Genomic DNA, 23,019 nt, shown 5'->3' with positions numbered 1-23,019 from the left:
CGAGCTCCTCAATAATCCCATGCGGCAGGGTAGGGCAAATCTTCCCGAACCGAATGAAGCGTTCATGCCTCATGTCGGCAGCCTACACGTAGACTATTGCGTTGTAGTGAAAGTCACAGCGGCAAGGTACTGAATGTACACTTGTTCACTGAAATTTTAAACCGGGCCCGTTTATGGGCCCGTTCGGGTGCCTAAGACTGCCGCACTTTCGTCTTTCACGCCAGTCGGAGTTGGCTGATGGCGCGGCGCTATTGCACCCAGCGCTGCAGGATTTGCTGCAAATCCGTACGTTTGAACGGCTTGGCCAGGTAATCGTTCATTCCGGCTGCCAGGCAGGCTTCACGGTCGCCCTGCAACGCGTTGGCAGTCAGGGCGATGATTGGCAGGTCGGCGCAGCCCGGCAGTTGACGGATCTTGCGGGTGGCCTCGTAGCCGTCGATCAACGGCAGCCGGCAATCCATCAGGATCGCGGTGAAAATCAGGCTCTCGGCACTGCGGATCGCTTCGGCACCATCGGTGGCCAGGCTCACTTCAAAGCCCAGGCTGCGCAACATGGCTTCGACCACGGTGCGGTTGACCGGGTTGTCCTCCACCAGCAATACATGGCGACCAGCGCCGGCGTTAGCTTTGCCGTCGGCGCCTTGCGCGATGGCCGGCACGCTCTGCTGGTCGATGGCCAGGGGAATTTCCAGAGTAAATACCGAGCCGCGGCCTTCTTCACTTTGCGCGCGCAGGGTGCCGCCCATGCGTTCGGCCAGGGTACGGGCGATGGGCAGGCCGAGGCCGGTGCCGCCGTAACGTCTTGAAATGGAACTGTCGGCCTGCTGGAACGCGTCGAACATCAACTCCAGGCGTTCGGCGGAAATCCCGATGCCACTGTCGCGCACGGTGCAGGTGAACCACACCAGTTCATGGTCAAGGGTCTGCCAATGGGGTTCGACACTGACGCTGCCCTGCTCGGTGAACTTCAGCGCGTTGCCGATCAGGTTCACCAGGATCTGGCGGATTCGCGTCGGGTCGCCCTGCACGCGCAAGGCGTCCAACCCCGGGGGTATCGACAGTTTCAATGCCAGCCCGCGCTGCTGGGCGCTGTGCTGGAACGCCTGGGCGCAGCTGTTGATCAGGTCCGCCAGGTTGAACGGAATATGCTCCAGTTCCAGGGCAGCGCGTTCGATGCGCGAGAAGTCGAGGATGTCGTTGATGACCTTGAGCAAATGCTCGGTGGACTCGGAGGCCAGCGCCGCGTACTCGGCCTGCTCCTCGGTCATCTCGGTGGTTTCCAGCAACTGCAACATGCCCAGCACGCCGTTCATGGGCGTGCGCAGCTCATGGCTCATCATCGCCAGGAAATCCGACTTGGCGTTGTTGGCGCGCTCGGCCTCTTCGCGGGTCTGGATCAACTGGGCCATGGCCTGCTGCTGTTCGCGGCTGGCCTGGTTGAGGCCTTCGGCCAGGTTATTGATGTGTCGCGACAGGTCGCCCAGTTCCGAGTCGTCCACGATCGGCAGCGGCGTCTTGTAGTCACCTTGCTGGATGGCTTTTACCGCGTGGCCCATGGCGCTGATCGGCTGAGACAGGCTGGCGGCCAGGCGCCGCGCGAGCAGGAAGGTAAACAGAAGGGCGAACAGCGCCAGGATGCCGGCCTTGAACAGGATTTCCTGCTGGCGCTGGCTGAATGCGTCGTTGGACATGCCGACGATCACCCGGCCCAGGTAGTCGGCCCGCGGTGCCTTGGGTTCGTTGAGGTTGTCCTGGAAAAAATCATTGCCCAACTGGATGTGTTGCAGGCGAATCGGTGCCTGGAACACTTTGACGGACAACGAACGGTCGTGTTTTTCCGACGGTTGCTCGACATACACCAGGATGTTCTCGCTGCTGTCCTGGATCTCCAGGAACCGCACATGGGGCGTAGCGAGCGTGGCGCGCAGCAGGCTGTCGAGCACTTCGTTGTTGCCGGAGATCACCCCGTACTCGGTGGCGGGCGCCAGTTGGTTGGCGATCAACTGGCCGGTGTGGTCCAGTTCCTGGCGCAAGTCCTGGATCCGCACGAAGGTGAAAAAGCTGATCAGCAGCAACGTCAGCAACAGCGCCGGGCCCAGGGTGATGAGCTGGGTGCGGGTGTTGATGTCCCAACGACGGCGCAAGGTCATGGGCGTTTTTCTCCTTCGGCCAGGCGGATCGCGACGCCGGCTTCGTCCACCTGTTCGATCCCCAGTGAGCGCGCGACTTGCGGGTTGCCCACGACTTTGAAGTGTTCCGGGTACAGCGAGCGCGGCCAGTTGGCCGGCGGGTGGTCGAGCAAACGGTCAAGCACGGCCAGCCAGTCGGTCTGGTCGCTGTAGGTGCTGGCCAGGCTGCCGGCCCGCACAAAGCCTGCATTCGGGCCCACCAGCGGCAATTGCTGGGCATAGCTGCTCAGCAACAGGTTCTTCGCGGTTTTCGAGTTGTACAACTGCGGGTCATCCAGGCCGAGCAGCACGTCACTGTTCCTGAACAGATTTTGCAGCGGGCGGCTGTCATTAATGTTGTCCCAGAGCTGTGGCACGATTTCCAGGCCGAGGGGTGTGGCGTGCTGGCGCAGTTCGGGCAGCAGGAACTCACTGTCGGCGCCGTAGAGCACGCCGATGCGCCGCGCCTGGGGCAGGATGGCGGCGATCAGGCGCAGTTGGCGTTCCAGCGGTGGGTCGCTCCACAGCAGGCTGATGTGCGGGTGAGGTGTGGTGCCCAGGCGTTGATGGGCCTGCAACCTGCTGATACGCAGCACCAGGGTCGGCGGGCCCTGGGTCTCCTGCAGGCGCCAGTCGAGGCTGGGCAGGTCGAGCAGGATCAGGCGTGTGTTGGCCGGCAGTCGACCAGGGGCTGGCAGGTTTTTGAGCGGGGTGAAGGTGATGCGGTCTTCGGGGCGTTGCTGGGCCAGGGCCTGGGCAAAGGCCTGGACGCCAGCGCCGTCTTCGGCAGCGGTCAGCAGGATCTCGGCACTCCAGGCCGGCGCGGCAGACAGCAGGCAAGCGAACAGCACAATGCGTCGCCAGAGCGTGTAGATAAAAAAGCAGGTCATCCGTGACGAGTCGCCCATGTCAGAACTCTAACTCTGCGCTGAAGTAGAGCACGTGGCGATGGTCATAATTGTTATCGGCCCAGGTGGTGGGCTGGTGATCCAGGCGTTCTTGCAACATGCCAGCCAGCTCCACGTTGGCTTTGCCCAGGGCAATGCGCTTGGCCACCCGCAGGTCGACCCGTTCGAAGCGATATTGGTTGAGTGCGTCATCGCCGTAGTAGAACAGCGCGCTGGACCAGCCTTGGCCCCATTCACGCAACCAACCGGCAGAGCCACTGTTGCGTGCGGTCTGTGCCTTGTCCCGCGGGTTGCTGGTGCTGGCATCGACATAAGCATAGGTCAGCCGCAGGCGGTCGGCGTTGCTCACGCGCCAGTCGAACTGGGTTTCGGCACCGGTGAAGCGTGCGCTGTTGGCGTTGCTGGCAATGTACTGGTTATTGCGCAGCGGCGAACTGATCATGTCGGTAATTTCGTCGTAGAACAGTTTCACGTCCATGTTCAGCCCGATGTCGGCAAAGAAGCCGTTGTACCCCAGTTCCCGCGACTTCATCATCTCTTTATCGAGGTTTCCCGGCCCCCGCGTCTTTACGAAGTATTGCCCGGTGGTCTGACCGTAGGCCGGGGAGCTGAGGTTGGTGACGCGATAACTCCAGTTGACGTTGTTCTCGAACATGTCCGGCGAGCGGATGGCTTCGGAGTACACCGCGCGCAAGCCATGGCGCGGGTTGATCAGGTAGTTGACCGCTACCCGTGGCGTCAGCGAGTTGCCGCTCAGGTGCGTGTCTTCATACATGGCGCCGCCTTGCAGCAGCCAATGTTCGCTGGCGCGCCATTCCAACTGGCCGAACAGGCGCCAGGTGGTGTCGTCCAGGGTGCCGTTGAAGTAGGTATCGGAGTCGGCGCGGTCGTAGCGGTAGTTCATGCCGCTGACCAGGCGCAGGCTGTCGGACAGGCTGAGTGTGTCCTGGATTTCCAAGTCATAGCGACTTTCGCGGGTGCTCTGGTCGATGTCGCCGCACACGCTTTGACTGGCACCGTCGCGCCACTGCTGCAACACCTGGTTGGCCAGCGCTTGCTCGGCAGCGCTACCCGGCGGCGCGCTGCCCTGGCTGTAGGTGTCCATGTGACGGGCCAGCAGCTCGGCGTAGTTGGGGTTCATCTGCCACAGCTGGGTCAATTCCGGGCTGAACGACACCTTGGCGTCGCAGGCCTTCCAGATTTGCCGGCGATCCCACTGCTGGGCCGAGCCCTGGATGTAGAGGCTGTGTTCAGGGTTGAAATCGAAATTCCAGCGCAGCGAGCCGGCGTAATCCTTGGCCGTGACGTCGGAGTTGTTGCCACCTTCGGTAATCCCGGCGAATACCGGGCTGTAGGTATACGGACGTTGGTTGGTGCCTTCCTTCGCATCCAGTTGCCAGTCGATGCTCTGCTGCGCGTTCAACGTCTGGCTCACCGCCAGGCTGAAGCGATTGAGACGACGCCCGTCGCGGCGGTCGGCGCCAGCGGCGTCGCTGTCGAACCCATCGTCCTGCTGGCCGGACAGCGACAGGCGCAAATCGCCGGTTTCCCAGCCGATGCCCTGGCTGGCATAGAAGTCATTGATGCCACGCTCGCCACGCACCACTTTGACCCGTGTGCCGTGGCTGTTACCCGGCGAGCGCGTGAGAATGTTGACCACCGCCATCAAGGCATTGGCGCCGTAGCTGACGGTGTTGGGGCCGCGGAAGACTTCGATGCGCTCGATATCTTCCATCGCTACTGGAATGTCGCTCCAGTCCACGGTGGCCAGGCCGGCGCGGTACACCGAGCGGCCGTCGATCAGCACCTGCATGCGCCGCGCATCGCTGGCGCTGGTGCCGTGGTAGTTCACCGCCGCCTGGTTGCCGGAGGTGTAGCCGACCATCATCCCCGGCACCAGGCGCAGCAACTCGCTGATATCCCGCGCGCCGCTGGCCTTGATCAACTCGCTGTCGATCACAGTCATGCTGCCGGGCACTGCGGCGGCCGATTGCTTGAGACGCGTGGCGGTCAATACCTGGGGCAGCGGCTGGCTGTCGAGGAACAGGTCGTCGGCCATGACAGGCGCACTGCACAGCAGCATCAACCACAGAGATGAACGGGGAGGAGGGCCCAAATACACGGCACGGCCTTGATAATTACGGATAGCCGCCCATGTTAACTGAGGTGGGGCCATTTGCCAGTCGCCGAACTTGCAATTACTTCATGTAAGTGTGGCATTTTCCGACAAGCGCACGAATTGATACGGGGGCTGGCCGCCGACGGGTCGGCCCGTATAATGCCGCCATCGCCACTGGTATGGATTAACGGATTGCATATGACTGAACAGCGCCCTATCGCGGTCCTGGGAGGCGGAAGTTTTGGTACCGCCGTGGCTAATCTGCTGGCCGAGAACGGTCATGCTGTGCGCCAGTGGATGCGCGATCCCGAACAGGCCGAGGCCATTCGGGTGCACCGGGAAAATCCGCGTTACCTCAAAGGCATCAAGATTCATCCGGCGGTCGAGCCGGTTACCGACCTGCTGGACACTCTCACGGCCTGCGACCTGTGCTTCGTCGCGCTGCCGTCCAGCGCCTTGCGCTCGGTGCTGGCGCCCCACGCCGAACGCCTGGCGGGCAAGTTGCTGGTCAGCCTGACCAAGGGCATCGAAGCGCAAACCTTCAAGCTGATGAGCGAAATTCTCGAAGAGATCGCGCCCCAGGCGCGCATTGGCGTGCTGTCCGGGCCGAACCTGGCGCGGGAAGTCGCCGAGCACGCGCTGACCGCCACCGTAGTCGCCAGTGAAGACGAAGAGCTGTGCGAACGGGTCCAGGCTGTATTGCACGGCCGTACCTTCCGGGTCTACGCCAGCAGCGACCGCTTTGGCGTCGAGCTGGGCGGTGCGTTGAAAAACGTCTACGCGATCATCGCCGGCATGGCCGTGGCGCTGGGCATGGGCGAGAACACCAAAAGCATGTTGATTACTCGCGCCCTGGCCGAGATGACCCGCTTTGCGGTCAACCAGGGGGCCAACCCGATGACCTTCCTCGGGCTGGCGGGCGTGGGCGACCTGATCGTCACTTGCTCCTCGCCGAAAAGCCGCAACTATCAGGTGGGGTTCGCCCTCGGCCAGGGCCTGAGCCTGGAAGACGCGGTCACGCGCCTGGGCGAAGTGGCCGAGGGCGTCAATACCCTCAAGGTGCTCAAGGCGAAGGCCCAGGAAGTCGGCGTGTATATGCCGTTGGTCGCCGGGCTGCACGCGATCCTGTTCGAAGGGCGCACCTTGAACCAGGTCATCGAGTTGCTGATGCGCGCCGAGCCCAAGACCGATGTCGACTTTATTTCCACCAGCGGTTTCAACTGAGGAACGCGTCATGAACGATCCGCAAGCAGCCCCCAAGTACGAATCCATTGCCCTGCGCATCCTGTGGATGCTGGTGTTTGCCCTGGTTTGGCAGGTGGCGCAGTTCCTGCTCGGCGCGCTGGTGGTGGTGCAACTGATCTACCGCCTGGTCTACGGCGCCCCGAACCTGGGCCTGATGAACTTCGGCGACAGCCTCAGCCAGTTCCTGGCGCAGATCGGTCGTTTCGGCAGCTTCCATACCGAGCAAAAGCCGTGGCCGTTCGCCGACTGGCCGACCCCGCGCGCACCCGAGGGCGAAGCCGCCCACAGCGTGCCGCCGGCGCCGCACCCGGTGCGTGATGAAGAGCCGAAACTATGAAGTTGTGGATACTGCGCCACGGCGAGGCGGAAGGGCATGCGCGCACCGATGCCGAACGCAACCTCACCGAGCATGGCCGTGGCGAAGTGTTGCGCAGTGCCGCGCACCTGATCGGCCAGCCCCTCAGCGCGATTATCGCCAGCCCCTATGTGCGGGCGCAGCAGACCGCGCATCTGGTGCGTGATGCGTTGGGCTTCGAGGCGCAGATTCGCACGGTGCCCTGGCTGACGCCCGATGGCAGCCCGTTGCAGGTGCTGGAAAAGCTCGACACCGACGACAATGTGCTGCTGGTCAGCCATCAGCCCCTGGTGGGCAGCCTGATCAGCTTTCTGCAGCATGGTCATCAGCGCCAGCCGCAGCCGATGCACACCGCCAGCCTGGCGGAACTGGAAGGGGATTTCCCGCTGGCGGGGCTGATGAGCCTGGTCAGCGTGAAGAATTCGTAGGCGTTATCGCGGCTTTGTGTGTGCTATCCCAAAGGCGTGATGCACAGCTCCGGCGCTGGGGTTTGCCGCCACCCGTGGCACCGAATTATTCGGGTTGGGGGAGGGCGACCGCCTGCTGTCCTACCTGCCGCTGTGCCATGTGGCCGAGCGCATGTTTGTGGAAATGGCGGCGATCTACACCGGGCAGACAGTGTTTTTTGCCGAAAGCCTGGAGACGTTTCTGACCGACCTGCGCAGGGCACGTCCGACCGCACTGTTTGGCGTACCGCGTATCTGGACCAAATTCCAGATGGGCGTCTACGCCAAAATCCCGGAAAAACGCCTGGACACCCTGATGCGTCTACCCTTCATCGGTAAGCGCGTGGGCCACAAGGTGCTCGCTGGACTGGGCCTGGATGCGTTGCGCATCGCACTGTCCGGGGCGGCGCCGGTGCCCGAGGCCCTGCTGCGCTGGTATCAGCGCCTGGGCCTGGACGTACTGGAGGTGTATGGCATGACCGAGAGCTACGGCTACTCTCATGTATGTCGCCCCGGTCAACAGTCCATCGGCTGGATCGGCCTGCCGTGCCCTGGTGTCGAGGTGCGCATCGATCCTGCGGGCGAAGTGCAAATGCGCAGCGGTGCGACCATGCTCGGCTACGACAAGGACCCGCACAAAACCGCTGAGACCATCACCGCCGACGGCTTCCTGACCCCGACGCTCAAGATCAAACGCAATGTGATCGAATCGACCTACGGTGAACATTTCCAGACGTGGAGCGAGCGTTCCGAAACCTTTCTGTGGCAGGATTAGGGCCATCATAAAACCAACAAGGACAACCGCATGAGCCTGTGGCGCACTCAACCGAATATTGACCAACTCAATGCGATCCAGAAGAACACCATCGGTGAATTGCTGGATATCCGTTTTGAAAGCTTCGATGACGAATCGCTGACCGCCAGCATGGTGGTCGACCATCGCACCCATCAGCCTTATGGCTTGTTGCACGGTGGCGCATCGGTGGTCCTGGCCGAGAGCGTCGGCTCCATGGCCGCCTATCTTTGCATCGACGCGAGCAAGTTCTACTGCGTGGGCCTGGAGATCAACGCCAACCACCTGCGCGGTGTGCGCAGTGGGCGGGTGACGGCGGTGGCCAAGGCGATCCATATCGGCCGCACCACCCAGGTGTGGGACATTCGCCTGACCAGCGACGATGGCAAGGCCAATTGCGTGTCGCGCCTGACCATGGCGGTGGTGCCGCTGGGCGAGAACCCGCCGGCGCGATAGGCGTGGCGTGAGTGTCATCATTCCTGGCAGTTACAGTCATTGCTGTGGCGGTCGGGGCTGGTGACAATCAATCTCTGTTTTTGTCGATGGATCCGGTATGTCGCAGCATGTGTTTTTCGCCCACGCCAATGGTTTCCCCTCGGCCACCTACGGCAAGCTGTTTGCCGCCCTGGCCCCGGAATATGCAGTGGCGCACCTGCCGCAGCACGGTCACGACCCCAGGTTTCCGGTGGACGATAACTGGCAGAACCTGGTGGATGAGCTGATCCACCACCTGGAGCGGCAGCCGGAACCGGTGTGGGGTGTGGGGCATTCCCTCGGGGGCGTTTTGCATCTTCATGCAGCCATGCGTTGCCCTCAGTTATATCGTGGAGTGGTCATGCTCGATTCGCCGGTGCTGACCCGCGCCGACCGCTGGGTGATCCGTGCGGCCAAGCGCTTTGGTTTTATTGACCGCCTGACCCCGGCCGGGCGCACCCTGGGACGCCGCGAAGAGTTCAGCGACCTGGACGCCGCGCGCAGCTATTTCGCCGGCAAGACCTTGTTCCGTGGCTTTGACCCGGAATGCTTCGACGCTTACCTGCAACACGGCCTGCACCAGGTCGGTGACCGCCTGCGCCTGCGCTTCGACCCGGCCACCGAGATCAGCATCTACCGGGGCGTGCCCCACACCAGCCCTGGCCAGGTGCGCCAGATGAAGGTGCCGCTGGCGGTGGTGCGCGGCCGCCAGAGCCGGGTGGTGATGCGTCACCACGCCAGCGGCGTCGGTCGCCTGCCCATGGGCGAAATGCTCACCATGCCCGGCGGCCACATGTTCCCCCTTGAACGCCCCCAGGACACCGCGACCTTGATCAAGAACCTGTTCTCCCGCTGGGAAGCCCGCGAGCGCAGTTGCGCATGAGCACACCGGTCGAAGAAGTGCGCCTGAGCCTGCCGCATATCGAGTTGGCGGCCCATCTGTTCGGGCCCGAGGACGGTTTGCCGGTGATCGCGCTGCATGGCTGGCTGGACAACGCCAACAGCTTTGCGCGACTGGCGCCGAAACTCCAGGGCTTGCGCATCGTTGCACTGGATATGGCCGGGCATGGGCATTCGGCGCATCGTCCTATCGGCGCCGGTTACGCCTTGTGGGATTACGTGTACGACGTGTTGCACGTCGCCGAGCAACTGGGTTGGAAACGTTTTGCATTACTTGGCCACTCCCTCGGCGCCATCGTTTCCCTGGTGCTGGCCGGTGCGCTGCCGGAACGGGTGACGCACCTGGGATTGATCGACGGGGTGATCCCGCCCACTGCCAGCGGTGACAACGCCGCCGAACGCTTGGGCATGGCGTTGCAGGCGCAATTGAACCTGCAGGACAAACGCAAGCCGGTCTATAGCACCCTGGATCGAGCGGTCGAGGCGCGCATGAAAGGCGTGGTGGCGGTCAGTCGCGAAGCCGCGGAACTGCTGGCCCAACGCGGTCTGATGCCAGTGCCGGGCGGTTACACCTGGCGCACCGACAGCCGCCTGACCCTGGCTTCGCCGATGCGTCTGACCGATGAGCAGGCAATGGCTTTCGTGCGGCGTGTGGGTTGCCCTACACAGTTGGTGGTCGCGGCTGATGGCATGCTGGCGAAACATTCCGAATTGCTTTCCCAGCTACCCTTTACCGTGACCACGCTGCCAGGCGGCCATCATTTACACCTGAATGACGAGCCCGGCGCGGTCCTTGTTGCAGACTGTTTCAATCGGTTCTTCTGCGCGCCTTGACTTGGGGCGGTCAACTGCCGAGGCTGGGCGGATTGAAAGGGAGTCAACCATGAACTACTTCAACACCGCTGTGACCGCCGATGGCCAGGGCTCGTTGATCCTATGAGCGTGCGTAACGGATGTATCCGTATCCTGGGCTTGGGCCTGCTGAGCCCACTGGTATTTGCCGCCGACATACCGGGTAGCCAGGACTTGCCCACCGTGGCCCGCCAGGTCGACGCGCAAATCGTCGACTACCGTCCCGCCGAAGAAAAAGAACGCATCTACCCCATGGGTGCCATCCGCAAGATCAGCGGCCAGCTGCGTTACGAAGGCCAGGCCACCGCACGGGGCCAAGCCACCGCCATCACCTATGAATTACCTGCCGAACACAGCTCCAGTGCTGCATTTACTGCGACGCGCGAAGCGTTGCAGGCGAAGGGCGCGCAGTTGCTGTTCTGGTGCCAGGCCCGGGATTGCGGCGAAAGCAGCCTGTGGGCCAATGAAGTGTTCGGCAACGCCAAGTTGGTCGGCGCCGACGGCCAGCAGGAATACCTGCTGCTGCGCCTGGCAGCCCCCCAGGAAAATTCCCTGGTGGTGCTGTATGGCATCACCCGTGGCAACCGTCGCGCCTATCTGCACGTGGAGCAACTGGACGCCAACGCGCCGCTGGCCGACCTTCTGCCCACCTCCGCAACGCTGCTGCGAGAGCTGAAAAGCACCGGCGAGCTGGATTTCCCCGCGCTGGGCGGCGACCCTGACGACACCTGGCTGACCCTGATTTCCCGTGGGTTGAACCTTGATACCACCTTGCGCGTCAGCCTTACCGGCCCGAACGCCGAAGCCTGGCGCCAGGCCCTGGTCGACAAAGGTGTGCGCGCCGCGCGCATGGAAACCGGCTCCGCTGAAACCAAAGGCCTGCACCTGCATCTGATACGCTGACCGTTACAAGGCGAACGGACCCGCGCCGTTCGCCTAAGCTCTCTTCCTACAGCCTTCTTCTAGAGATACTCCATGCTCAATAACGATCGCCTACTGGTGCAAATCCTGCTGCTGGTGCTGTTCGGTGCCAGTTTCTGGGTGATGGCGCCGTTCTGGTCGGCGCTGTTCTGGGGCGCGGTACTGGCATTTGCCAGTTGGCCGTTGATGGTCCTGCTCACCCGCTGGCTGGGGGGGCGCGAATCCCTGGCCGCCGGCATCCTGACGTTGGGTTGGATGCTGCTGGTGGCGCTGCCGCTGGTGTGGCTGGGCTTCAACCTCGCGGATCACGTGCGCGATGCGACGGCGTTGATCAAGGATATCCAGGTTGACGGCCTGCCGGAGGCACCTGCCTGGCTCGGCTCGATCCCCTTAGTCGGTGAGCGGCTGGTGGCCATGTGGGACAGCATTGACCAACAGGGCGCGGCCTTGATGGTCAGCATCAAGCCCTACCTGGGGCAGGTCGGCAATTGGTTGTTGGCGCGCAGTGCGCAAATCGGTGGTGGGATTCTAGAACTGACCCTGAGCCTGGTCTTCGTGTTCTTTTTCTACCGGGACGGGCCGCGCCTGGCGATGTTTGTTCACCGCCTGCTGGAGCGCTTGATCGGCGAGCGTGCCGGCTATTACATCGAACTGGTGGCCGGCACCGTGCAGCGCGTGGTCAACGGCGTGATCGGCACGGCCGCCGCCCAGGCCCTGTTGGCGCTGATCGGTTTCCTGATCGCCGGGGTGCCGGGTGCGCTGGTGCTGGGCATCGTCACCTTCCTGCTCAGCCTGATTCCCATGGGCCCGCCACTGGTGTGGATCCCGGCCACGGCGTGGCTGGCCTGGAAGGGCGATTACACCTACGCGGTGTTCCTCGGCGTGTGGGGCACGTTCATCATCAGTGGCGTGGACAACGTGCTCAAGCCTTACCTGATCAGCCGCGGCGGCAACCTGCCGTTGGTCATCGTGCTGCTCGGGGTGTTCGGCGGCTTGATTGCCTTTGGTTTCATCGGCCTGTTTATCGGCCCGACCCTGCTGGCGGTGGCCTACAGCCTGTTGATGGACTGGAGTGCAACCCAGGCCCAGGGGCGGCGGGAAGACAAGCCGCTCTAGACGCGTGGTAACCACATCACGGCGGTCAAACCACCGCCGGGGGTTTCTTCCAGGTGCAGCCGACCGCCGAGGCGTTCCGCCGCTTCCCTGGAAATCGTCATGCCCAGGCCGACCCCGCCAGAGTTGCGGTTGCGTGAGCCTTCCAGCCGATAGAATGGTTCGAACACCGCCTCACGCTGGTCGGCGGCAATCCCGGGGCCATGGTCGATGACACGGATGACCAGCGCCTCGCGGCTGTCTGTCAGCTCGATGCGCGCCGAACCGGCGTACCGCAGGGCGTTGTCGATCAGGTTGTTGAGGCACGATCGCAAGGCCATCGGCTGCACTTGCAGCGGTGCGCAGGTCCCGCCGAACTGCACATCGGAACCCTGGTCCTGGGCGTTTTCGCTCATCGACTCGACCAGCGCCTGCACGTCCAGCCAATGCCGGGTTTCGCTGGTGCGTTGTTCGTGCAGGTAGCTCAGGGTCGCGTCGAGCATGCCGATCATGTCGTCCAGGTCCTGGCGCATCTGGCCTTGCAGCCGGGTGTCTTCGATCTGTTCCAGGCGCAGCTTCAGGCGTGACAACGGGGTGCGCAGGTCATGGGAGACGGCGCCGAGCATACGGGCGCGTTGGCTGACTTGCTCGCGGATGCGTCGCTGCATCAGGTTGAAAGTCGACGCCGCTTGCTGTGCCTCACGCGGGCCAGATTCGTCGAGGGGCGGGCTGTCGAGGTCCAGGCTCAGGCGCTCGGCAGCTTCGCTCAGGCGCTGGATCGGCCGGCTCAGCAGCTTGGCACCGTACCAGGCGGCGATGATCAACGAGATGAACTGGAACGTCAGTGGCACCACCGGGCCACCAAACCATGGTCGCTTGTGCCTGGCCAGGTGTTTCATCGTGCCGTCCGGCTGCTCGACAAAGGTCTCCTGAGGCGGTGGCGGAGGCGGGCCGTAATAGCGAAACCAGGAAATGGCCAGCACATGAGCCAGCACAATCGCCACCAGCAACACGCCAAACAGTCGACCGAACAGCGTGTTGAAGGCGTTGCGCATCAACCGATATCCCGGGCGTCGAACAGGTAGCCTTCACCCCGCACGGTCTTGATCAATTGGGGCGCCTTGGGATCATCCCCGAGTTTTTGCCGCAGGCGCGACACCAGCAAATCGATGCTGCGATCAAAGGCTTCGATGGAGCGGCCACGGGCGGCATCCAACAGTTGTTCGCGGCTCAACACCCGGCGCGGACGTTCGATGAATACCCACAGCAGGCGAAATTCCGCGTTGGACAGCGGCACCACCAGGCCATCGTCGGCGACCAGTTGGCGCAGCACGCTGTTGAGGCGCCAATTGTCGAAGCGGATATTGGCGCGTTGTTCGGTACGGTCGTCACGCACACGGCGCAGGATGGTCTGGATGCGCGCTACCAGCTCACGGGGTTCGAAGGGCTTGGACATGTAATCGTCGGCGCCCAGCTCCAGGCCGATGATGCGGTCAGTGGGTTCGCAGCGGGCGGTGAGCATCAGGATCGGGATATCCGATTCCGCGCGCAGCCAGCGGCACAGCGACAGGCCGTCTTCGCCCGGCAGCATCAGGTCGAGCACCACCACGTCGAAGGTTTCGGCCTGCATGGCCTGGCGCATCGCCGTACCGTCGGTGACGCCGCTGGCGAGAATGCCGAAGCGGGCCAGGTAGTCGATCAGCAGTTCACGGATCGGTACATCGTCGTCAACGATCAGCGCGCGGGTGTTCCAGCGTTTGTCGTCGGCGATCACCGCGCCTTTTTGCTCGTCGTTCATGGAGACGGAAGGGGTATGCATAGTGCGATCATCTGCCCTGTTGTTGCGCTCAGCATAGGCGCCCAGCCCCATGGCTGGAAGTGCTGGTCGGTGGGTCGTGCAAGCGAGGCTAGCCGTGAGGCGTGTTGGGGGCATGTCGTGAATGTATCGGCTTTGAAATAATTCCCTGAAATGCCCGCCCGATAGCGCTTGGTCAGTATTTACCGATCATCGGATCCCGCAACGCCGCCGCTTGCGCTACAATCCGCGCCGATTTCGACTTGCCTGAGAGCCCATTCCAATGTCCGTCTGCCAGACTCCTATCATCGTCGCCCTGGATTACCCCACTCGTGACGCCGCACTGAAGCTGGCTGACCAGTTGGACCCGAAGCTGTGCCGGGTCAAGGTCGGCAAGGAATTGTTCACCAGTTGCGCGGCGGAAATCGTCGGTACGCTGCGTGACAAAGGTTTCGAAGTGTTCCTCGACCTGAAATTCCACGATATTCCGAACACCACCGCGATGGCGGTCAAGGCCGCCGCCGAAATGGGCGTGTGGATGGTCAACGTGCATTGCTCCGGCGGCCTGCGCATGATGAGTGCCTGCCGTGAGGTGCTGGAACAGCGCAGCGGGCCTAAACCGTTGTTGATCGGTGTGACCGTGCTCACCAGCATGGAGCGTGAAGACCTGGCCGGTATCGGCCTGGATATCGAGCCCCAGGAGCAGGTACTGCGCCTGGCTGCCCTGGCGCAAAAAGCCGGCCTGGATGGCCTGGTGTGTTCGGCGCTGGAAGCCCAGGCCCTGAAAACCGCGCACCCGTCGCTGCAACTGGTGACCCCGGGTATTCGTCCGGCGGGCAGTGCCCAGGATGACCAGCGCCGTATCCTGACCCCGCGCCAGGCGTTGGATGCAGGTTCCGATTACCTGGTGATCGGTCGCCCGATCAGCCAGGCGGCCGATCCGGCCAAGGCATTGGCGGCAGTCGTCGCCGAAATCGCCTGATTTTCGAATGTGGGAGCGGGCTTGCCCCTCCCACATTCAGATCTCCAACATTTAGATCTATGGGTGGTCAGCTGACCTTGAGCACCAACTTCCCGAAGTTCTCACCGTTGAACAGCTTCATCAGCGTTTCCGGGAACGTCTCCAGCCCCTCCACGATATCTTCCTTGCTCTTGAGCTTGCCCTGGGCCATCCAGCCGGCCATTTCCTGCCCGGCAGCGGCAAAGCCTGCGGCGTGATCCATCACCACAAACCCTTCCATGCGCGCGCGATTGACCAGCAGTGACAAGTAGTTGGCCGGACCTTTCACGGCTTCCTTGTTGTTGTATTGGCTGATGGCGCCGCAGATCACTACGCGTGCCTTCAGCGCCAGGCGGCTGAGCACGGCGTCGAGGATATTGCCGCCGACGTTATCGAAATACACATCCACGCCCTTGGGGCACTCGCGCTTGAGTGCGGCAGGCACATCTTCGCTTTTGTAATCGATAGCAGCATCGAAGCCCAGTTCATCCACCAGGAACTTGCACTTGTCGGCGCCGCCGGCAATGCCCACCACACGGCAGCCTTTGAGCTTGGCGATCTGCCCGGCAATGCTGCCCACGGCACCGGCCGCGCCGGAGATCACCACGGTTTCGCCAGCCTTCGGCGCACCGGTGTCCAGCAGTGCGAAGTAGGCGGTCATGCCGGTCATGCCGAGTGCCGACAGGTAACGGGGCAGGGGCGCCAGTTTCGGATCGACCTTGTAGAAACCCCGCGGCTCGCCCAGAAAGTAATCCTGCACGCCCAGGGCGCCGTTGACGTAGTCCCCGACTGCGAATGCCGGGTTGTGCGAGGCAATCACTTTGCCCACGCCCAGGGCGCGCATTACTTCACCGATACCGACCGGCGGGATATAGGACTTGCCTTCATTCATCCAGCCGCGCATGGCGGGGTCGAGGGACAGGTATTCATTGCGCACCAGCACCTGGCCGTCCTGGGGCGTGCCCACCGGGACTTCCTGGTAGGTGAAGGTGTCCCGGGTGGCCGCGCCGACCGGGCGCTTGGCGAGCAGGAATTGGCGGTTGGTCTGGGCGCTCATGGCAGTGACTCTTCTGGAAATGAACCTGAAGTGATAGACCTTGAACGGGCCGGGAGCAAGGTTCACCGAGCGTGCGAATGCCGGTCGATAGGTGTTGCTGATAGTCAGGCGGCGGCTGTTATCACTACGATTCATGCAGCTTCAACCGGCCTTTTGATAGTGCTGACGCGTCTGGCGCGGCGTTGGCTAGACTCGACCCACGACTTTCCCTCACAGGACATCCCTCATGAGCATGACGTTTTCCGGCCAGGTCGCCCTGGTGACCGGTGCTGCCGCCGGTATCGGCCGCGCTACGGCACTGGCGTTCGCCGCCGAAGGGTTGAAGGTGGTGGTCGCTGACCTGGACGTTGCGGGCGGCGAAGGCACCGTCGCGCTGATCCGCCAGGCCGGCGGCGAAGCGCTGTTTGTGCGCTGCAACGTCACGCTGGAGGCGGATGTTCAGCAATTGATGGCCCAGACCCTCGCCGCCCATGGCCGCCTGGACTACGCCTTCAATAATGCCGGGATCGAGATCGAGAAGGGCAAGCTGGCGGATGGGACCCTGGACGAGTTTGACGCCATCATGGGCGTCAACGTCAAAGGCGTGTGGTTGTGCATGAAGCATCAATTGCCACTGCTGTTGGCCCAGGGCGGCGGGGCGATTGTCAACACCGCGTCGGTCGCGGGGTTGGGCGCGGCGCCGAAGATGAGCATTTATGCCGCGTCCAAACACGCGGTAATCGGCCTGACCAAGTCGGCGGCCATCGAGTATGCGAAGAAGAACATTCGCGTCAATGCGGTCTGCCCGGCCGTGATCGACACCGATATGTTCCGGCGTGCCTATGAAGCCGACCCGCGCAAGGCCGAATTCGCCGCTGCCATGCACCCGGTGGGGCGCATCGGCAAGGTCGAGGAAATCGCCAGCGCGGTGCTGTACCTGTGCAGCGACGGTGCGGCCTTTACCACCGGTCACGCCTTGGCAGTGGACGGTGGCGCGACGGCTATCTAGGACCTCAGGTCGCCCTCCATTCGAAAAGGCCTGGGAGGGTGTGAGGTTTTTCCATAGCTGGCACGGTGCCTTGTCAGAATGTGTGTCAGCAGGTAAATAACTCAATAAAATCAATAATTTAATAAAAGTTGGCGAGGGGCCGACATGGGCTTCTGTGCTTAACTGTCCCGGGTTGAATTACAGACAGTTGAAGTGAGTGGCGCATGGATTTAGGGATCGATCGACAAGCCCTTGTACCGGTGGTGCAGCAAATCATCAGCGCGGTGGCGCAATGGATTCGCACGAGTGGGGCGAGCCCTGGTACACGCTTGCCCTCCGTTCGCCAGGTGGCCCTCGATAACCTGCTCAGCCAGTCCAGTGTGATCGAGGCATTCGAGCGGTTGGTCGCCCAGGGCGTGCTGGTTTCGAAACAGGGGTCGGGTTTCTGCGTGGCCCAGCCACCGACGGTGCACGAAAACCAGTGGTATGAAGGTGCCGAGCGAGATTGGGGCGCCTTTGCCGATAACCCGTTGGGCGAGCTGAAACTGGGCTGCGGCTGGCTGCCTGATGCCTGGCGCGAAAGCGATGACATCAGCTACGCGATTCGCGAAGTCACCCGCTGCGACACGGCGGCGCTGTTCAACTACAGCACCCCATTGGGGCTTCCGGCATTGCGTGAGCAATTGCTCAAGCGCCTGACACAGGTCCACATCCCCACCCAACTTGACGGCATCCTCACCACGGCGGGCGCCAGCCATGCACAGGACCTGCTGATACGCACCCTGCTCAAGGCCGGCGATTGCGTGATGGTTGAAACGCCGGGGTACGGCAACCTTTATCGGCAATTGGTATTTCATGGTGTGCAACTGCTGCACGTGCCACGCACCCGTGGCGGGCCGGACATCGCGACGCTTGAGGCCTTGCTGCAGCGTCATCGGCCCAAATGCCTGTTCATCCATAGCCTGTATCACAACCCCACCGGTTCCAGCCTGAGTCGCACCGTGGCGGAGCGTGTGTTGGAGCTGGCGCACCGCGATAACTTTTTGATTATCGAAGAGGACGTGTTTGGCGATCTGCAACACGCCAGTTGCACACGGCTCTCGGCGTTACCCCACGGTGACCGGGTGATCTACGTCGCAAGCTTTTCCAAGACCCTCAGCAGTGCCTTGCGCGTGGGTTATTTCAGTGCGAGCACGGCGATCATCGCGCAATTGGCCAGCCTCAAGACCCTGACCGGCTTCGGGACTTCGCGGTTTGCCGAGGCCGTAGTGGCGACGCTGCTGGCTAATGGCACCTATCGCAAGTGGGTGCAGCGCTTGCGCAAGCGGCTGAGTGCACAAATGGCTGCGACCTTGCAGGTGCTGGAGGATGAGGAATGGGAGGTGTTCGCCAACCCTGCCGGCGGGATGTTCGTGTGGGCGCGGCCAGGGGCTGGGGATCGGTCGCGGTTGCAGGCGTATGCCCGGCGGCTGGGGGTTTTGTTGTCACCGGGGGCACTGTTCAGTCCAACGGATGAGCCGAGTGAGTGGCTGCGAATCAATGTGGCCTATGCTGATGATCAACGGGCACTGGCGTTATTCCGCGCCATGGGACCTGCCAGATCGACCTCGACCATTCTGAAAACGACGAGCGTGTAGCTTTTTGCCATTATTGTGGCGCCAATGACTTGTGTTCGGTGCCTTGTGGTTGCCAATCTCGCTTGTGTAAACCGGGCTTGATGGCATCTGCCATTGCAAGAGGATGCAAGTGCAATGATTTCGGCCGTGCAACGACGCTTCGCCAACCTCGGTATGGCAAAAAAACTGGGCTTGGGCTTCACCCTGGTATTGCTGTTGACCGCTCTGGTCGCGGCCATCGGCGTGTGGTCCCTGCAATCCGTTGGCCAGCGCTTCGAAGGCCTCAAGGCCATGTCGTCGCTCAACAGCGGCTTGCTCAAGGTGCGCCTGATCGAGCAGGACTACGCGTTGCATGCCGACCCCAAGGCCGTCGACGCCCTGCATGAAAGTGTCGACGCCTTGGCCGCGCTCGCGGCGAGCCTCAAGGCCCAGTCGGCGGCCAACGTGCCCGTCATGACGGATGTGGAACAGGCCCTGGCCGCCTACCGCAAGGCGTTCGATGAGTTTGTCGAATTGACCCAGACCAAGGACCTGGCGTTGGAAATGGCCAGTTGGTCAGTGTCCAGCGTGGCCAACAACCTCGATGTGCTGCAGGCCGGGCTGGCTGACGACGGTGCCTATGGCCTCAAGGAAAGCCAGGGCAAGGAGGGCGCCGAGTTTATCGAGCAGGCAGGGCAGGTCAGCCAGGTTTCACGGCTGATGTTGCAAGCCATGAACGAAGCCCACGTACGTCTGGACCAGAGCCGCAAGGTAGACGCCGATGACGCCGAGCAAGGCAAGATCGAGCAGGCCGACCAGGCGCTGGCCCAGGTTGAAACACTGAAAACCGCGGTCAAGGACCCCGGTTACCAGACGGTATTGAATGAGGTCTCCGGGCATATTGCTTCGTTCAGTGAAAAACTCGGCGAGTACACCGGCCTGCTGGCCCAGGAGAAGGTGGTCTACAAGCAGTTGCATGATCGGGCCGAGCAAGTGGTCGGCCGGGTCAACCAGGCGTACGACACTGAAGACCTGTCGATGCAGGCACAGTTGAAGAAAAGCGCGATGCTGATCATCGGCTCTTCGGCCTTGGCGCTGTTGGTGGGGTTGATCGCGGCCTGGGTGATCACCCGCTTGATCGTCGCGCCGCTGCGCAGTGTGATTGCGGTTGCCCAGCAGATTGCGGCCGGCGATTTGAGCGGGCGCATGGAGGTCAGTCGCCGCGATGAGATCGGCCAACTGATGCAGGCGATGCAGCAGATGGGCAATGGCCTGAGCCATATGGTCAGCGGCCTGCAGGCCGGTATCGAGCAACTGGCCAGCTCGGCTCACTCATTGTCCAGCGTTACCGAACAAACCAACGTCGAAGTCAGTAGCCAGAAAGAAGAAACCGAGCAGGTCGCCACGGCGATGAACCAGATGACCGCTACCGTGCATGACGTGGCGCGCAACGCCGAAGAAGCCGCGCAAGCCGCACAAACGGCGGACGACAAAGTCGACAGCGGCCAGCGGGTGGTGCGCCAGAGTTTGCAGCGTATTGAATTGCTGGCTACCTCCAGTACCAGTGCCAGCGCCAGCATCGAGAGCCTGAGCGCCGAGATCCAGAACATCGGCACTGTGTTGAGTGTGATCAAAAGCGTGGCCGAACAGACCAACCTGTTGGCCCTCAATGCCGCCATCGAAGCCGCCCGTGCCGGCGAGCAGGGCCGTGGTTTCGCGGTGGTGGCGGATGAAGTGCGGGCGTTGGCCAAGCGTACCCAGCAATCGACCGAAGAAATCGAGCGGCTGGTCAGTACCTTGCGCAACGCGGCCCAGTCCTCGGTGCAGCAGATCCAGCAAAGCGGCGAACTGGTGAAGCTGGCGGTGAGCGATGCCTTGGAGACCGAGAGTGCCTTGGGCAGCATCGCGGTGGCGGTGTCGCTGATCCAGCAGATGAACCAGCAGATTGCCGCGGCGGCCGAGGAGCAAAGCTCGGTGGCCGAGGAGATCAACCGCAGTGTCACCAGTATCCGTGCCAGTGCCGATCAGTCGGCATTGAGCATGCAGGGCAACGCCGCATCGAGCATTCAGCTGGCGCAGCTGGGCGCGGAACTCAAGGGGATGGTCGGGCACTTCCGCCTGTGATCGCAGCGTTCATGCGGCGATCACAGGGGAGGGCGGTCAGGCGTTGTTGGCGAGGAAGGTCAGCAGGGCTTCGTTGACGAAGTCCGGGTTTTCCCTGGCGCTGATATGCCCGGCTTGCGGGATCAGGATCAGGCTGCAGCCGATCAGGCCGGCCATTTCCTCGGATTCGGCAGGTGGGCGCGGTTTGTCCTGTTCGCCGCACATCACCAGGGTGGTGTCGGCGTCCAGCTTGGGCAACTGTCCCAGTACATCTTCGCGACTGAAGATCAAGCGACCCAGGGGCACGATGCTCTGCAGCAGGCGCTCCTTGGAGTAGCCCTGCAATTGCTTGCGGAAATCCTGATACAGCGCGGATTCGCGGTCGATACCCGGGCGGAAGAAGATCGGCGCGACCACGTCCAGCAACGGCCCGGGGATAGTGCCGGCGTCTTCGATCATCTTGAACAGCGAGAAGTAATACTGGCGCGTGGCTTCGGGCTCGGCACCCAGGTAGGTGTCCATCAGCACCAGGCTGTTGATGCGCTCGGGAGCCAGCAGCGCCAGGCGTGCGCCCCACATGCCGCCGACCGAGAGGCCGATCAGGTTGATCTGTGGAATATCCAACTGGTCCAGCAGGGCCAGGGCCTGGCGCGCGAGGTCGTCGAGGGAGCGGGTTGGTGCGGGCAGCGGGCCGGATTCGCCATGGCCCCACAGCTCGGGCACGATCACCCGGTACTGTTGCGACAGGGCTTCGATCTGCGGCGCCCACATGTCGCGGTCCCACAGGTAGCTTGAGCCCAGCAGGACGACGGGGCCGGAACCCTGGTCGACGTAGTGCAGCGGTTGTCCATCAATGACGGCGACAGGCATAGCGGGCCTCTGACTTCATGGAGTGAGGGGCACTTTTTTACGCTAGTCGGGGGCGGGGGGATAGATGCAAAGTGATGGCATCTTGTGAAGCAGCGAGGTGGTTTGTACTGGCGTGGCTTTTATTGCTGTGGTGAGCGGGCTCACCACAGGCCAGTCTTCCAGCCGGCGAATCAGTCGTAGATGACTTTCTTCTTCCACTCGGCGTCGGCGTCGACCACTTTGAGGCCTTCGGTCAGTTCGTTGACTTCGTCTTCGGCCGGCTTACTGTTGGTCAGCACCGTGGAGTTGGCGCGTCCCAGTTGGGCTTCCAGGTGTTGCAGCTGTGCGCTGTAGATCACCGGCTCCGGCTGTTTGCGCAGGTACTGCACGCCACGCTCGAATGCCAGCCGCGCCTGGCCCGGCTGGCCTTGTTGCAGGGCGTGCTGGCCGAGGTTGTTGAAGAACTCGATATGCAGCAACACCAGGATATGGCGGATCTCGCGGATCCAGTGCTTGGCCTCGTTGGCCGGCAGGAAACCATCCTGGGCCGCACGGGTGACCTGGCCGTGCAGGGCTTCGAGCAGGAAACGCACATCCTTGGCCTTGGCTTCGGTCTGGATCGGCGCGGGCGGGTTGTTCACCGGGATCGATTCGCCCTGGGCGACCAGCGTATTCAACTCGGTGATGCGGGCCTTGAGCGGCGCGCTGCCTTTGTTGAGGTTCAACAGGCGTTGGTTGACGTTGAGTTCCAGGCGGGTCAGCAACAGCTTGAGCGCCGGGGTCATCAACTGGCCAGGGAAGGTCTCGGTGATTTCACCGCAACGGCGCAGGCGATCGTTAAGCTCGATCTCGGTGCGCTTCTTTTCCAGCTTGTTGTTTTCCACCACGTGGTTCATGTAGCCAATGGCGATCAGTATTGCGATCCCGGCTATTACCAGCAGGGTGATCATGAGTGGTGTCACCGGTGTGACCTCTTTATAGGGTTTACAGTGGAGTGTAGTGACTGGGCCATCCGGCGGATAGGACTGATCGACCAGTTGCCCGGGTAGTTTGCTTCTATAGGCATAGGCGCTCCCTGCATGGATGCACATTGCCATCATTTGCTGGAGCGAACTATAGCGTCTTGTCGGGCGCCAGAATATAGGCGTCAAAGCCCGGACGCGCACAATCCCCCCATGAGCCCGAAAAGCTGGGGGAAGTCATTGATTTTAATAAATTTATCCTTGGGGGTTGACGATCTTTCAATCCGTCCATAGAATGCGCGCCACTTAACGCGTAAAGCACACAGCAAAACGCGGTTAAGCAGTGAATGTTGTACGTGTGTCCCCTTCGTCTAGTGGCCTAGGACACCGCCCTTTCACGGCGGTAACAGGGGTTCGA

At 62.3% G+C, this 23,019-nt stretch carries 20 protein-coding genes and 2 pseudogenes; 14 read left to right on the top strand and 8 right to left on the bottom strand.

All coding sequences use genetic code 11. The features are described 5' to 3' along the window. Positions 1 to 248: 248 nt before the first annotated feature. From BFN10_RS10100 to BFN10_RS10090, 3 genes are read right to left on the bottom strand one after another with little or no spacing between them, the layout of a single operon-like run. Complete coding sequence (locus BFN10_RS10100; protein ID WP_071489572.1) at positions 249 to 2,150, bottom strand: ATP-binding protein; 1,902 nt, start codon at positions 2,148 to 2,150, stop codon at positions 249 to 251. Next, positions 2,147 to 3,076: an ABC transporter substrate-binding protein gene (locus tag BFN10_RS10095; RefSeq protein ID WP_071489571.1), complete on the bottom strand. Its 930-nt coding sequence runs from the start codon at positions 3,074 to 3,076 to the stop codon at positions 2,147 to 2,149. Before BFN10_RS10095 ends, BFN10_RS10100 begins: the two co-directional genes overlap by 4 nt. 1 nt (position 3,077) lies before the next feature. Continuing rightward, positions 3,078 to 5,198, bottom strand: coding sequence for a TonB-dependent receptor plug domain-containing protein (locus BFN10_RS10090; protein WP_331714616.1), 2,121 nt, complete (start codon positions 5,196 to 5,198; stop codon positions 3,078 to 3,080). Positions 5,199 to 5,393: 195 nt separating this feature from the next. Here BFN10_RS10090 and BFN10_RS10085 point away from each other — a divergent pair, with 195 nt between their 5' ends. The 9 genes and pseudogenes from BFN10_RS10085 (at position 5,394) to BFN10_RS10045 (ending at position 12,297) form a co-directional block, all read left to right on the top strand. Continuing rightward, the gene (locus BFN10_RS10085) at positions 5,394 to 6,419 is read left to right on the top strand and encodes an NAD(P)H-dependent glycerol-3-phosphate dehydrogenase (protein WP_071489569.1); all 1,026 of its coding nucleotides are present in this window, start codon (positions 5,394 to 5,396) and stop codon (positions 6,417 to 6,419) included. A 10-nt stretch (positions 6,420 to 6,429) separates the two neighbouring features. Continuing rightward, positions 6,430 to 6,777, top strand: a complete 348-nt coding sequence (locus tag BFN10_RS10080; RefSeq protein WP_071489568.1) for a DUF4389 domain-containing protein — start codon at positions 6,430 to 6,432, stop codon at positions 6,775 to 6,777. After that, positions 6,774 to 7,223, top strand: coding sequence for a phosphohistidine phosphatase SixA (gene sixA, locus BFN10_RS10075; protein WP_071489567.1), 450 nt, complete (start codon positions 6,774 to 6,776; stop codon positions 7,221 to 7,223). Before BFN10_RS10080 ends, sixA begins: the two co-directional genes overlap by 4 nt. A gap of 27 nt (positions 7,224 to 7,250) precedes the next feature. Continuing rightward, positions 7,251 to 8,016: pseudogene (locus BFN10_RS10070) on the top strand (AMP-binding protein); the annotation flags it as partial. Between the two features lie 30 nt (positions 8,017 to 8,046). After that, the gene (locus BFN10_RS10065; RefSeq protein WP_071489565.1) at positions 8,047 to 8,490 is read left to right on the top strand and encodes a hotdog fold thioesterase; all 444 of its coding nucleotides are present in this window, start codon (positions 8,047 to 8,049) and stop codon (positions 8,488 to 8,490) included. A 97-nt stretch (positions 8,491 to 8,587) separates the two neighbouring features. After that, on the top strand, positions 8,588 to 9,391 hold the full coding sequence (locus BFN10_RS10060) for an alpha/beta fold hydrolase (protein ID WP_071489564.1): 804 nt from the start codon (positions 8,588 to 8,590) through the stop codon (positions 9,389 to 9,391). Continuing rightward, positions 9,388 to 10,242, top strand: a complete 855-nt coding sequence (locus tag BFN10_RS10055) for an alpha/beta hydrolase (protein ID WP_071489563.1) — start codon at positions 9,388 to 9,390, stop codon at positions 10,240 to 10,242. The genes BFN10_RS10060 and BFN10_RS10055 overlap by 4 nt, the downstream gene beginning before the upstream one ends. Positions 10,243 to 10,344: 102 nt before the next feature. Continuing rightward, positions 10,345 to 11,163 (top strand): DUF4892 domain-containing protein, encoded by an 819-nt coding sequence (locus BFN10_RS10050; protein ID WP_071489562.1) that lies wholly within the window; start codon positions 10,345 to 10,347, stop codon positions 11,161 to 11,163. A gap of 72 nt (positions 11,164 to 11,235) precedes the next feature. Beyond that, positions 11,236 to 12,297 (top strand): AI-2E family transporter, encoded by a 1,062-nt coding sequence (locus tag BFN10_RS10045; protein ID WP_071489561.1) that lies wholly within the window; start codon positions 11,236 to 11,238, stop codon positions 12,295 to 12,297. On the opposite strand, the gene BFN10_RS10040 is transcribed toward BFN10_RS10045, so the two are convergent. Together BFN10_RS10040 and BFN10_RS10035 are read right to left on the bottom strand one after the other, a co-directional pair. Further along, a complete protein-coding gene (locus tag BFN10_RS10040) occupies positions 12,294 to 13,328 on the bottom strand; it encodes a sensor histidine kinase (RefSeq protein ID WP_071489560.1) in 1,035 nt (344 codons plus the stop codon). The two genes, BFN10_RS10045 and BFN10_RS10040, sit on opposite strands and share 4 nt — an antisense overlap. After that, the gene (locus BFN10_RS10035; protein WP_058427191.1) at positions 13,328 to 14,092 is read right to left on the bottom strand and encodes a response regulator; all 765 of its coding nucleotides are present in this window, start codon (positions 14,090 to 14,092) and stop codon (positions 13,328 to 13,330) included. The genes BFN10_RS10040 and BFN10_RS10035 overlap by 1 nt, the downstream gene beginning before the upstream one ends. 259 nt (positions 14,093 to 14,351) lie before the next feature. On the opposite strand from BFN10_RS10035, the gene pyrF reads away from it, so the two are divergent. Then, positions 14,352 to 15,050, top strand: a complete 699-nt coding sequence (pyrF, locus tag BFN10_RS10030; RefSeq protein ID WP_010211681.1) for an orotidine-5'-phosphate decarboxylase — start codon at positions 14,352 to 14,354, stop codon at positions 15,048 to 15,050. A gap of 67 nt (positions 15,051 to 15,117) precedes the next feature. Here the strand turns inward: pyrF and BFN10_RS10025 are convergent, their stop codons facing one another. Beyond that, a complete protein-coding gene (locus tag BFN10_RS10025) occupies positions 15,118 to 16,125 on the bottom strand; it encodes an NADP-dependent oxidoreductase (RefSeq protein ID WP_071489559.1) in 1,008 nt (335 codons plus the stop codon). Positions 16,126 to 16,351: 226 nt separating this feature from the next. On the opposite strand from BFN10_RS10025, the gene BFN10_RS10020 reads away from it, so the two are divergent. The 4 genes and pseudogenes from BFN10_RS10020 (at position 16,352) to BFN10_RS30095 (ending at position 20,811) form a co-directional block, all read left to right on the top strand. After that, positions 16,352 to 17,113 carry an SDR family oxidoreductase gene (locus BFN10_RS10020; RefSeq protein WP_071489558.1) on the top strand — a complete coding sequence of 254 codons (762 nt, stop codon included), beginning with the start codon at positions 16,352 to 16,354 and terminating at the stop codon, positions 17,111 to 17,113. Positions 17,114 to 17,316: 203 nt separating this feature from the next. Further along, positions 17,317 to 18,729: an aminotransferase-like domain-containing protein gene (locus BFN10_RS10015; RefSeq protein WP_071489557.1), complete on the top strand. Its 1,413-nt coding sequence runs from the start codon at positions 17,317 to 17,319 to the stop codon at positions 18,727 to 18,729. A gap of 114 nt (positions 18,730 to 18,843) precedes the next feature. Beyond that, a pseudogene (locus BFN10_RS30100) lies at positions 18,844 to 19,950 on the top strand (HAMP domain-containing protein); the annotation flags it as partial. Then, the gene (locus tag BFN10_RS30095; RefSeq protein ID WP_371914378.1) at positions 19,930 to 20,811 is read left to right on the top strand and encodes a methyl-accepting chemotaxis protein; all 882 of its coding nucleotides are present in this window, start codon (positions 19,930 to 19,932) and stop codon (positions 20,809 to 20,811) included. The pseudogene BFN10_RS30100 and the gene BFN10_RS30095, both read left to right, overlap by 21 nt. 36 nt (positions 20,812 to 20,847) lie before the next feature. Here the strand turns inward: BFN10_RS30095 and BFN10_RS10005 are convergent, their stop codons facing one another. Together BFN10_RS10005 and BFN10_RS10000 are read right to left on the bottom strand one after the other, a co-directional pair. Next, positions 20,848 to 21,660 (bottom strand): alpha/beta fold hydrolase, encoded by an 813-nt coding sequence (locus tag BFN10_RS10005; RefSeq protein WP_071489555.1) that lies wholly within the window; start codon positions 21,658 to 21,660, stop codon positions 20,848 to 20,850. Positions 21,661 to 21,830: 170 nt separating this feature from the next. Next, on the bottom strand, positions 21,831 to 22,601 hold the full coding sequence (locus BFN10_RS10000) for a hypothetical protein (protein ID WP_071489554.1): 771 nt from the start codon (positions 22,599 to 22,601) through the stop codon (positions 21,831 to 21,833). Positions 22,602 to 23,019: the final 418 nt, after the last annotated feature.

It is taken from the genome of Pseudomonas extremorientalis, assembly GCF_001870465.1.
In the GTDB taxonomy this organism is placed as follows: Bacteria; Pseudomonadota; Gammaproteobacteria; order Pseudomonadales; family Pseudomonadaceae; genus Aquipseudomonas; species Aquipseudomonas extremorientalis.
The sequence above is the reverse complement of the archived record's forward strand: the minus strand, read 5'-3'. Positions and strand labels throughout refer to the sequence as shown.

Coding starts and splice junctions, on each gene's coding strand:
- BFN10_RS10045 (WP_071489561.1), top strand. CDS start 11,236: ATGCTCAATAACGATCGCCTACTGGTGCAAATCCTGCTGCTGGTGCTG.
- BFN10_RS10035 (WP_058427191.1), bottom strand. CDS start 14,092: ATGCATACCCCTTCCGTCTCCATGAACGACGAGCAAAAAGGCGCGGTG.
- BFN10_RS10005 (WP_071489555.1), bottom strand. CDS start 21,660: ATGCCTGTCGCCGTCATTGATGGACAACCGCTGCACTACGTCGACCAG.
- BFN10_RS10015 (WP_071489557.1), top strand. CDS start 17,317: ATGGATTTAGGGATCGATCGACAAGCCCTTGTACCGGTGGTGCAGCAA.
- BFN10_RS10080 (WP_071489568.1), top strand. CDS start 6,430: ATGAACGATCCGCAAGCAGCCCCCAAGTACGAATCCATTGCCCTGCGC.
- BFN10_RS10050 (WP_071489562.1), top strand. CDS start 10,345: ATGAGCGTGCGTAACGGATGTATCCGTATCCTGGGCTTGGGCCTGCTG.
- BFN10_RS10085 (WP_071489569.1), top strand. CDS start 5,394: ATGACTGAACAGCGCCCTATCGCGGTCCTGGGAGGCGGAAGTTTTGGT.
- pyrF (WP_010211681.1), top strand. CDS start 14,352: ATGTCCGTCTGCCAGACTCCTATCATCGTCGCCCTGGATTACCCCACT.
- BFN10_RS10025 (WP_071489559.1), bottom strand. CDS start 16,125: ATGAGCGCCCAGACCAACCGCCAATTCCTGCTCGCCAAGCGCCCGGTC.
- BFN10_RS30095 (WP_371914378.1), top strand. CDS start 19,930: ATGCAGGCGATGCAGCAGATGGGCAATGGCCTGAGCCATATGGTCAGC.
- BFN10_RS10055 (WP_071489563.1), top strand. CDS start 9,388: ATGAGCACACCGGTCGAAGAAGTGCGCCTGAGCCTGCCGCATATCGAG.
- BFN10_RS10065 (WP_071489565.1), top strand. CDS start 8,047: ATGAGCCTGTGGCGCACTCAACCGAATATTGACCAACTCAATGCGATC.
- BFN10_RS10020 (WP_071489558.1), top strand. CDS start 16,352: ATGAGCATGACGTTTTCCGGCCAGGTCGCCCTGGTGACCGGTGCTGCC.
- BFN10_RS10100 (WP_071489572.1), bottom strand. CDS start 2,150: ATGACCTTGCGCCGTCGTTGGGACATCAACACCCGCACCCAGCTCATC.
- BFN10_RS10095 (WP_071489571.1), bottom strand. CDS start 3,076: ATGGGCGACTCGTCACGGATGACCTGCTTTTTTATCTACACGCTCTGG.
- BFN10_RS10040 (WP_071489560.1), bottom strand. CDS start 13,328: ATGCGCAACGCCTTCAACACGCTGTTCGGTCGACTGTTTGGCGTGTTG.
- BFN10_RS10060 (WP_071489564.1), top strand. CDS start 8,588: ATGTCGCAGCATGTGTTTTTCGCCCACGCCAATGGTTTCCCCTCGGCC.
- sixA (WP_071489567.1), top strand. CDS start 6,774: ATGAAGTTGTGGATACTGCGCCACGGCGAGGCGGAAGGGCATGCGCGC.